The organism is Mesorhizobium comanense, from assembly GCF_005503535.1.
Lineage (GTDB): Bacteria > Pseudomonadota > Alphaproteobacteria > Rhizobiales > Rhizobiaceae > Mesorhizobium > Mesorhizobium comanense.
This window is the reverse complement of sequence record NZ_SCNN01000013.1, coordinates 206187-215895: the sequence shown is the minus strand read 5'-3', so window position 1 is coordinate 215895 and position 9709 is coordinate 206187. Positions and strand designations below refer to the sequence as shown.

Here is a 9709-nt window from a genome sequence, read left to right as displayed (position 1 = left end):
AATGCGCACGGGTGATTTCAGTCCAGGCCATCGTGATCTCCATCGAATCTCGCAAATCCGACGGAATCACAACCTGCTGAAATCACTCAACTCTTTTTGGAACGGACACTAAGTCAGGGGTTGATAGCGTCAACGCATAGATCGGCGCGTCGGTCAGGCGGTCGAGGCCGAGCAAGCGCTTGATGGGGGAATGGCTGAGCGCGGCCGTCGGACAGGCCGACAGGCCATGCCTGGTGGCCGCCAGCATCATATTCTGGCCGATATGGCCAGCCTCGATCAGCACGACGCGATAGGCGTTGGCATCGTCGTATTTCCACATGGTCCGGTCGAGCCTGGCACAAAGCAGGACCAGGCAAGGCATGGCATCCGCCCATTCCTGTCCGCCGACCAGCTCCGAGATCCTGGGCAGGTGGTTGGCGGAAATCCTGCCCAGATCATGGTCGGCGGCGGAATAGTGATAGACGCCAGGCTCCAGGCCTTCGACGCCGAGTGCGACCACATAGGCCTCATAGGGGTTTCGCGCGCCGCCGGAAGGGGTCATGCCCAGCGGCAGGGCGCCCACGCAGTTGCTGGTCTCGCCGGTAATGCCCATGCCCGCGAACAGGCAATCGGAGAGCTGCCGTGCGGTGATGGTGGGGGCGGCCGCGGTGCGGTTGGTGCGGCGCCGGGCCATCAGGGCAAGAAGTTCGTTTTCATCCAGCGCATTCGGCAGCCGGATGGCGCCGTTGGCGTTCTTGAGCATCAGATCAGGCTGGGCGACGTGGCCGGCGCGTTCGATCTGTCTCGCTTCCGCCTGCTCGGTGGTCATGAACGCGCTGTCCTGGACGCAGAAATGCATCAGCGCGGTGGGGATGCCCCAGTTCCATTGTCCGGAAAACTGCGTCTCCTGTTCGGCGAGCGGCGAGCCGGCGGTGACGAGCGCGGAAAAATCAAGCAGTTGCGGCACGACCGCATTCAAGTCGGCCTTCGACCATCCATGGGCGCGGGCTATCTGCGCCGTCGAGGCCCATTCGTCCCAGGAGGCGAGAAGGCCAACTACCTCGGGGCTGCACTCGAAAACACTTCTGGTCAGGAAGTTGCAGGCCGTGACCTTGTTGGTCCCGGGGTAGAAGACAAGCGTTTTTGACGAGCGCATTTTCATGATGCTGAATGCCGTTATGGTAGCGGGGCGCCGATGGGCCGACAGCCCATCGGCGCCGAACAGGTTCAGCGCTTGTTGTAGTGCATGCCCTGCGAGAAGAAGACGGTCTGCGTGCCCGCGGCAACCGTCAGCTTCGGGGCATTGCTCACTTTCTTGGCCATTTTCGTCCCTTTCCCGACCCCCCAATGGGATCCGTTGAAAGATCCCCACTACGGGATCCGCGACTGGGAAGGTAAGGTCGAAAGAGTTAATGGTTTGTTAAAATTGTAGTAAAGCGAATGTGATCTAAAATATCTTTCTTGCCGTCAAAGTGTAAAAAATCGATTTTGCTCAGATATGGAGTAGGCAATCGATAGCATACGCTCTTTCAGGATATACTTATTCTTATTTAGCGTAAGTCGAGGGCCAAGGCGCGTCGTGCCGGGAAGATTTCCAGGCGGCCGGCTCCTGGTGCCTGCGTGCGTGCCGTTCGCCCAGGGCCAAACCGTCTTGGCGACAGGCATCCGGGCGGTCTCGCAGAGTTCCAGCCATTTTTACGCACGTCCAGGGGAAAGGCGCCGCGCGCCTTTCCCCTGGAAACCCTGCGCCACATTTTCCCGGAATTGCTCCTACCCAAGCCCGTCCCGGGAGAGGCTGACGACGAGCTGGTCGATGCCCGGATCGTCGAGCCTGACGACATGCGCCATGCGGATCGCGTGCCTGGGCCGGATGCTGGACATGTCCTGCCGCATGATGACCGATACGAAGGCAGGCCCGGCCTCGGTCAGAAGCATGGCCTTGCCCGTCAACACCGGTTCAGAGATAGGAGCCCATTGCACCGAGATCAGCGACGGCTCGCCGGTCTGGCGACGGTTGACGCCGCTGAAATAGATCCAGTTGAGACGCGAGATCGCCACACCGTAGTGGTTGCCCCGCGCCCGCGCCCATGTCGAGCCGCGGCGTTCCGACCATCCGGTAACCCTGCGGAAGGTGACCAGCTCGGCCTCGCGGCGCACGAAGGTCACCGACCGCATCAGAAGATCCGGGCGGGCCGGAATCGAGAAGTAGGTGAAATAGGTGCCGCCTGCGATCGATGGCGCCGGTGGACGGATCATCTGGTTGAAGAGGCTTTCGGAAATCGACGGCAGGCCGGGAACAATGGCCTCGGGCGTGCCGGGATCCTGGTACAATTCGGCTTCATCGACGCGGAAGTAGTCGCAGATCAGCTTGGCGGTCGCCTTGTTGGGTACTGTCTGTCCCTGCAGATACCGTTCGAACTGCGTGCGGTTGATGCCTAATTCGCGGCAGACCGCGCTAACCGAGGCATGGTCCTTGCAGAGCCGTCTGAGATTTGCAGCAAGGTTCTCGCGAATGGACACGTCTTTGCTTTCGCAGGCGAATTCTTCATTTCGACTCGAAATCCATATAGCGCCTTCGGTCGCCCCCGCCGAAGCGCATTGTCACAACGCACAGAAAAAACTGATTTGATAACGCCAGTCTAATGGGGCAGCTTCCAAAAAAAATAGCGCCAATTCGACGTCAGCCATCGCCATAAGTCCAATTGACAACCGGTTCGCATTGAAAAATGTGCACAATTCCGCGCACTGAGCGGTATCAAGGGCCGCGTCGGCTGTGTTTTGCCCGATTGCGCTTTGCGTCGTGAAAACGCAAGCAGGAGATGGAAATTCCGCTGGTGGAGCTGAGGGGGATCGAACCCCTGACCTCGTCATTGCGAACGACGCGCTCTCCCAGCTGAGCTACAGCCCCGTCCAGCGGATGGCGCATTTATCGGGCGCCGCCGTTTGGTGTCAAGGCGACGTTTCGCCGAAATCCCTTGTTGTGCGCGCATCCCGGCGGCTCTTGCCGGTTTGACGTGCAATGGCTACATGTCGGCAACAATCGGAGACCGGCATGCTCGCCCTCATTCAGACCATCGTCATGGCGCTCGACCTCTACTGGTGGGTCATCATCGCCTCGGCGATCTTTTCCTGGCTCTATGCCTTCAATGTCGTCAACTCGCGCAACCAGTTCGTCGGCAGCATCGGCAACATGCTCTACCGGCTGACCGAACCGGCGCTGAGGCCAATCCGCCGCTTCATGCCGGATCTCGGCGGCATCGACATCTCGCCCATCATCCTGCTTCTCATCCTGTTCTTCCTCAGGCAGTTCATTCTCACCACGGTGGCGCCGCTGGTCCTGTGAGCTCTTCGGCGAAGGCCGTCGAGACCCATAGAGCCTGACCCTCCCAGGTCGCGCGCCCTCATCCAGTGAGGGGCCCTGCCACGCGCGATAACGCCGGCCTGTCTTCAATCTCCCAGCGGCAGACGTGGATCGTCGACCTTCAACGTGTTGACGCTCTGCTTGATGCGGCGCAGGTTCTCCAGCACCTTCGGGCCGCGCGTCTCGGCGACCGACGTCACGATCATGTCGACTATCGCCAGCAGCGCATAACGTGACGACGTCGGCTTGTAGATGTTGCCATCCTCCAGCGGCTGCAGATGGATGACGGTGCCGGCGGCCTTGGCCAGTGCCGAATCCGGCGCCGTGACGGCGACGGTGGCGGCGCCATATTGCTGGGCGACCTGCACCGCCTCGATGACCGAGCGCGCATAGCCGGAAACCGAGAAGGCGACCACCGTGGTTTCCGGTGTGGCAACCGCGGCGTACATGCGCTGCAGCTGGCCGTCGATCTGTGCCAGCACCGGCAGGCCCAGCCGGAACAGCCGGTTCTGCATCTCGGTCGCCATCATTGAGGAGATGCCGCCCGAACCGATGCACAGCACATTGCCCGACGTCGCCAGCCGAGCGGCGACGTCGACCAGCGTCGTCATGTCGAGGTTCTCGCTGGCGCGCTGGATGGCCGAGATCGCCGCTTCCGTGATGGCCGAGGCGATGCGCTGCTCGCGGGCATCGCGGCTCAGCGGTTCGGGTGAAAGATACTGGCCGCCGATGGCGATGGCCTGCGCCAGGTAGAATTTGAAATCGCGCAAGCCCTCGCAGCCGAGATTGCGGCAGAAGCGGGTGACCGTCGGCTCGCTGACGCCGACGCGCGCGGCGATCTCGGAGATCGCCGCCTTGGAGGCGAAATCGAGATCGGAGAGAACGAGGCCGGCCAGCCGGCGATCGGATCTGGTGCCGTCCTGCGACATCAGCTGCAGCCGCGTGATGATGTCGGCCGGCGTCTTCATGCTTGTCGTTCCGTCATCATCTCTGGGTTTTCACAGCGGCAGGCCCGTCGCCTTGTCGAACAGATGAATGTTTCGGGGATGGACGGAGACCGGCAGCAAGTCGCCCGGCCTGACCGGAACCCTGTCGCGGAACACGGCGCGCACCGTGTCGGCGCCGATGACACCATAGACATGGGTCTCGGAGCCGGTCGGCTCTACGACATCGACCTTGAGCGCCATGGCGTCGGCGGCTTCGCCGATGATGAAGTGCTCGGGCCGGATGCCGGCTTCCACCCCTGCGTCCGCCGGCGCCGCCTTGCCGGCAAGCGCCAGCCGTCCGCCGCCAGCCGACTCGAACCAGGTCTTGTCAGGCGTCGTCCTGAGCGCGCCGGACACAAAGCTCATCGACGGCGAACCGAGGAAGCCGGCGACGAATTTGTTCGCCGGCTTGTCATAGAGCTCCAGCGGCGCCCCGACCTGCTGGATTCGGCCACGGTCCATCACCACGATGCGGTCGGCCATGGTCATGGCCTCGATCTGGTCGTGGGTGACGTAGACGATGGTCGATTTCAGTCGCTGGTGCAGCGCCTTGATCTCGGTGCGCATCTGTACCCGCAACTGGGCGTCGAGGTTGGACAGCGGCTCGTCGAACAGAAACACCGAAGGTTCGCGCACGATGGCGCGGCCCATGGCGACACGCTGGCGCTGGCCGCCCGACAATTGCCTGGGGTAACGGTCGAGGTAGGAGAACAGGTTGAGGACGCCGGACGCCTTCTTGACCTTGTCTTCGATCGTCGTGCGGCTCTCGCCGCGGATTTTCGGGCCGAAGCCGATATTGTCGGCTGCTTTCAGATGCGGGAACAGCGCATAGGACTGAAACACCATGGCGATGTTGCGCTTCTGCGGCGGCAGGTCGTTGGCGCGCGTGCCGCCGATCAGCAGATCGCCCGATGTGATCGTTTCCAGCCCGGCCAGCATGCGCAGCAGGGTGGACTTGCCGCAGCCGGAGGGCCCGACCAGCACGACGAACTCGCCGCTGCCGATGTCGAGGCCGATGTCCTCGAGGATCTTGTGCTGGCCGAAGGATTTCGACAGGTTGCGAAACTGGACGTCGGTCATGGTCACGCTCCCAATATGTCGTCGATGAACGGCAGGCAGCCGGCGGTCAGGCCCGCATCCACGGGCATCACCACGCCTGTTACGCCCGATGCGCGGTCCGAGGCAAGGAAAGCCACGGCCTCCGCCACTTCCGAGGCGTTGATGATGCGCCCAAGCGGATAAAGTCGCTTGAGCTTGCCGAGGATGTCCGGGTTCTTGGCCAGGCGATGGTCCCAGGCGGCGGTGCGGATCGATCCCGGGCAGACGACATTGGCGCGCACGCCGCTGCGGCCGAGCTCGACGGCGATCGACTTGGCATAGGCGTTGATGCCGGCCTTGGCCGCGGCATAGGCGGGATTGCCGAAATGCGCGATGGCGTTGACGGATGAGATGAAGACGACGCTGCCGGAGCCGCGCCCGGCCATCGCCTTGGCGATGGGGTCGGCAAACGTCATCACTCCGGTCAGGTTGAGGTCGAGTTCGCGCTCGATCGTGTCAACGTTGAGCGCGGCAAGTGTCTCGGCGCGGGTCCAGCCTGCATTGTTGATCAGGATGTCGGGCACACCATCTCTGTCCAGCACAGCGGCGATGCCCGCCTCGATCGAGGCCCGGTCGAGAAGGTCGAAGACATGGCGCGAGGCAAGGTGCGGGCTCGCCAGCGCCGCCTCGGACTGGTCGCAACCGACGACGCGTGCTCCCCTGCCGGCCAGCAGCGACACGATAGCCGAGCCAAGGCCGCCGCCGGCGCCCGTGACAACTACAGTGCGGCCTTCGAATTCGGCTTTCGCAACCACGGCGCTTGCTCCTCCCGCAGGTCAGGCTGATGCCGGAAGGCTACTGAAAGGAATGTAATTAAGCAACATCATAATCTGCTTGCATGCGCAGATTTCCTCGATAATGTAGGAAAGTCACATAAATCTTGTGCCGCCATCGGCGCAAGGAGCGCAAATGCGCGAAACAAATGGGAGAGATAGATGAGCCTTGGCAAATGGACTGTCGGCCTGATGGCCGGAATGAGCATACTGGCCTTCGCGGCACAGGCAAATGCGGGTGAAGTGCGCGTCACCGTCGCCGAATACAGCGCCAAGACCGGTCCCTATTTCGAGGAAGTGAAGAAGGAGTTCGAGGCGAAGAACCCCGGCATCACCGTCAAGTTCGAAGTGGTGCCGTGGGATGTTCTGTTGCAGAAGCTGACCACCGACATCACCGCCGGCACCAATGCGGATCTCTCCATCATCGGCACGCGCTGGCTGATCGATTTCGTCCAGCAGGACGTCGCCGAGCCGCTCGACAGCTACATCACGCCCGATTTCAAGGGCCGTTTCATCGACACCTTCCTGTCGCCCTCGATCATGAACGGCAAGACCTATGGCCTGCCCATCGCCGCTTCGGCGCGCGCCATGTATTACAACAAGGAGATTTTCGAGAAGGCTGGCATCGCCAAGCCGCCGGCAACCTGGACCGAGCTCCAGGACGATGCGCGCAAGATCAAGGCGCTGGGCTCCGGCACTTTCGGCTTCGGCTTGCAGGGCAAGGAGATCGAAACCGACGTCTATTATTACTATGCGATGTGGTCGCAGGGCACCGAGATCCTCAACAAGGACGGCACGTCGGGCCTTGGCACGCCGGGCGCGCTTGAAGCCGCCAAGCTCTACAAGTCGATGATCGACGAGGGGCTGACGGAGCCGGGCGTCACGTCGAACAACCGCGAGGACGTGCAGAACCTGTTCAAGCAGGGCAAGGTCGGCATGATGATCACCGCGCCCTTCCTGTCCAACCAGATCAAGGACGAGGCGCCGAACCTGAAATACGGCGTGGCCGCCATTCCCGCGGGCCCGACGGGCGCGCGCGGCACCTATGGCGTCACCGATTCCATCATCATGTTCAAGAATTCCAAGAACAAGGACGACGCCTGGAAGCTGCTGGACTTCCTGTTCACCACGGAGCAGCGCGCCAAGTTCACGCAAGGTGAAGGCTTCCTGCCGGTGAACAAGGAAGAGGCCAAGATGGACTACTACGTCAACAATGCCGATCTGGCCGCCTTCACCGCGCTGCTGCCCGACGCCCGCTTCGCGCCGGTCATTCCGGGCTGGGAAGAAATCGCCCAGATCACCTCCGACGCCATGCAGAAGATCTATCTCGGCGGCGACGCCGAGACCGGCCTGAAGGACGCGGCGGCCAAGGCCAATGCGGTGCTGAAGAAATAGGGCGTATCTCCCTGCGCCCGTGGCGCGCCCCAGACTCAGGCGAGGCGCGCCACATCTTACAGGCTCCTTTCCTCTCCCTCCGGAGGGGGGAGAGGTGGCTCGGCGAAGCCGAGACGGAGTGGGGGAACCACCTGGCGACCACCGCGAACGGATATAGGAACAGCACTGTGCGCAAGCGTAACCTCGCTTTGCGCCCAAGGGTCGACCCCCACTCCGTCGAGCTTTGCTCGACACCTCTCCCCCGATCGACGGGGGAGAGGAAGGCCCCCTTCCGCAACTGCCGCGGAGGACGGGCAGGCAGGTGAGGGGCGGCACAGGCGCCTGGAAAGAGTTCAGACTGAGCGCCTACGAAGAACAGATCAGGAATAGTCTGGCCTGCAAGCCAGTGCTACGGATGCCTCGCAACGCGGTACAAACCAGCCGATGCAAAATCGTTTTCTGCCCTATCTCCTGACCCTGCCCAGCCTGTTCCTGGCGGCCGTGGTCATCTTCTGGCCGGTCTGGGACCTGATCCAGATCTCGACGCATGACGTCAGCCGTTTCGGCCAGCTGCGCGATTTCACAGGCCTCACCAATTTCGCCGCGCTCGCCGCCGATCCCGACTTCATGGCGGCGCTCTGGCGCACCGGGCTGTGGACCGTTCTGGTGGTTGGCGGTGCGCTGCTGGTGTCGATCCCGGTGGCGATGATCCTCAACACCGATTTCTACGGCCGTGGTCTCGCCCGCGTCATCATCATGCTGCCTTGGGCGGTGTCGCTGACCATGACCGCCGTGGTCTGGCGCTGGGCGCTCAACGGCGAGAGCGGCATGCTGAATTCGGCGCTGATCGGGCTTGGCCTGATCGACCACAACATTCAGTGGCTGGCGCAGGCCGGCACAGCCTTCCCAATGCAGGTGCTGATCGGCATTCTGGTGACGGTCCCGTTTACCACCACCATCTTCCTGGGCGGCCTGTCGTCGATCCCGGACGATCTCTACGAGGCGGCCGCGCTCGAAGGGGCGACATCACTGCAGCAGTTTCGCGAGATCACCTTTCCGCTCTTGAAGCCGTTCATCAACATCGCCATCGTGCTCAACACAATCTACGTCTTCAACTCCTTCCCGATCATCTGGGTGATGACGCAGGGCGGGCCGGCCAACTCGACCGACATATTGGTCACGCACCTCTACAAGCTCGCCTTCCGCATCGGCAAACTGGGCGAAGCTTCGGCAGTGTCGCTGGTGATGTTCGCCATATTGCTGATTTTCACCATGATCTATGTCCGGTTGGCCATGCGGGAGCAGCGCGCATGACGAGCAAGCTCAAACGGACGATCATCGCCTGGCTGCTGCTGGCGCCGCTGATCGTGGTGACGATCTTTCCCTTCGCGGTGATGTTCCTGACCGCGGTCAAGCCTCGGCCGGAAGTGCTGTCGCCGACATGGTGGCCGAGCGAGTTCCGGTGGTCGAACTTCTCCGACATGTGGGTGGCGACCGGCTTCGGCAGGGCGCTCGCCAACTCGCTCTACGTGTCCGTCATCGCCACGGTCGGCGCCATCCTCATCTCCGTGCCCGCCGCCTACGCCATGTCGCGCTTCCGCTTCGCCGGTTACGGCGCCTTTCGCCAGTTCCTGCTGATCTCGCAGATGATCTCGCCGATCGTGCTGGTGCTAGGCCTGTTTCGCCTGATGGCCGCCTGGGGGCTGGTCGAATCGACGACGGCGCTGGGCTTCATCTACATGGCCTTCAACGTCGCCTTCACCGTCTGGATGCTGCAGAGCTATTTCGACACCATTCCGCGCGATCTCGAGGAGGCGGCCTGGATGGAAGGCGCCGGCCGCTGGCTGACGCTGCGCAAGGTGTTCCTGCCGCTCTGCCTGCCGGCCATCGCGGTGACCGCGATCTTCACCTTCATCAACGCCTGGAACGAGTTCGTCGTGGCGCTCACCATGCTGCGCAGCCAGGAAAGCTATACGCTGCCTATCCAGGTGTTCTCGCTGGTCGCCGGCCGTTATACGATCGAGTGGCACCACGTCATGGCCGCCACGCTGCTGGCGACGCTGCCGGTGGCGATCCTGTTCATCTGGCTGCAGCGCTACCTCGTGCGCGGCCTGGCGCTCGGGGCGGTCAAGTAGCGG

The 9709-nt window shown here is 62.5% G+C and carries 9 protein-coding genes and 1 tRNA gene; 4 read left to right on the top strand and 6 right to left on the bottom strand.

The window, feature by feature from the left end:
* Nucleotides 1-82 precede the first annotated feature (82 nt).
* The 3 genes from FFS37_RS22340 to FFS37_RS22325 form a co-directional block, all read right to left on the bottom strand.
* Nucleotides 83-1135, bottom strand: a complete 1053-nt coding sequence (locus FFS37_RS22340) for a SagB/ThcOx family dehydrogenase (protein ID WP_232375737.1) — start codon at nt 1133-1135, stop codon at nt 83-85.
* A gap of 614 nt (nt 1136-1749) precedes the next feature.
* The gene (locus FFS37_RS22330; RefSeq protein ID WP_137933133.1) at nt 1750-2499 is read right to left on the bottom strand and encodes a helix-turn-helix domain-containing protein; all 750 of its coding nucleotides are present in this window, start codon (nt 2497-2499) and stop codon (nt 1750-1752) included.
* Nucleotides 2500-2811: 312 nt separating this feature from the next.
* Nucleotides 2812-2887 (bottom strand) — tRNA-Ala (locus FFS37_RS22325).
* 144 nt (nt 2888-3031) lie between these two features.
* On the opposite strand from FFS37_RS22325, the gene FFS37_RS22320 reads away from it, so the two are divergent.
* Nucleotides 3032-3322, top strand: a complete 291-nt coding sequence (locus FFS37_RS22320; protein ID WP_137933132.1) for a YggT family protein — start codon at nt 3032-3034, stop codon at nt 3320-3322.
* Nucleotides 3323-3426: 104 nt separating this feature from the next.
* Here FFS37_RS22320 and FFS37_RS22315 read toward each other — a convergent pair whose 3' ends face one another.
* The 3 genes from FFS37_RS22315 to FFS37_RS22305 are packed head-to-tail and all read right to left on the bottom strand — an operon-like array spanning nt 3427 to nt 6179.
* Nucleotides 3427-4308, bottom strand: coding sequence for a MurR/RpiR family transcriptional regulator (locus tag FFS37_RS22315; RefSeq protein ID WP_137933131.1), 882 nt, complete (start codon nt 4306-4308; stop codon nt 3427-3429).
* Nucleotides 4309-4338: 30 nt separating this feature from the next.
* Complete coding sequence (locus FFS37_RS22310; RefSeq protein ID WP_137933130.1) at nt 4339-5406, bottom strand: ABC transporter ATP-binding protein; 1068 nt, start codon at nt 5404-5406, stop codon at nt 4339-4341.
* A 2-nt stretch (nt 5407-5408) separates the two neighbouring features.
* On the bottom strand, nt 5409-6179 hold the full coding sequence (locus FFS37_RS22305) for an SDR family oxidoreductase (RefSeq protein ID WP_137933129.1): 771 nt from the start codon (nt 6177-6179) through the stop codon (nt 5409-5411).
* A 180-nt stretch (nt 6180-6359) separates the two neighbouring features.
* Here FFS37_RS22305 and FFS37_RS22300 point away from each other — a divergent pair, with 180 nt between their 5' ends.
* The 3 genes from FFS37_RS22300 to FFS37_RS22290 all read left to right on the top strand — a co-directional run bounded on the left by FFS37_RS22300 (nt 6360) and on the right by FFS37_RS22290 (nt 9706).
* Complete coding sequence (locus tag FFS37_RS22300; protein ID WP_137933128.1) at nt 6360-7592, top strand: ABC transporter substrate-binding protein; 1233 nt, start codon at nt 6360-6362, stop codon at nt 7590-7592.
* A 423-nt stretch (nt 7593-8015) separates the two neighbouring features.
* A complete protein-coding gene (locus tag FFS37_RS22295; protein WP_137933127.1) occupies nt 8016-8885 on the top strand; it encodes a carbohydrate ABC transporter permease in 870 nt (289 codons plus the stop codon).
* Nucleotides 8882-9706 (top strand): carbohydrate ABC transporter permease, encoded by an 825-nt coding sequence (locus FFS37_RS22290; RefSeq protein ID WP_137933126.1) that lies wholly within the window; start codon nt 8882-8884, stop codon nt 9704-9706. The genes FFS37_RS22295 and FFS37_RS22290 overlap by 4 nt, the downstream gene beginning before the upstream one ends.
* The last annotated feature ends 3 nt before the right edge of the window (nt 9707-9709 follow it).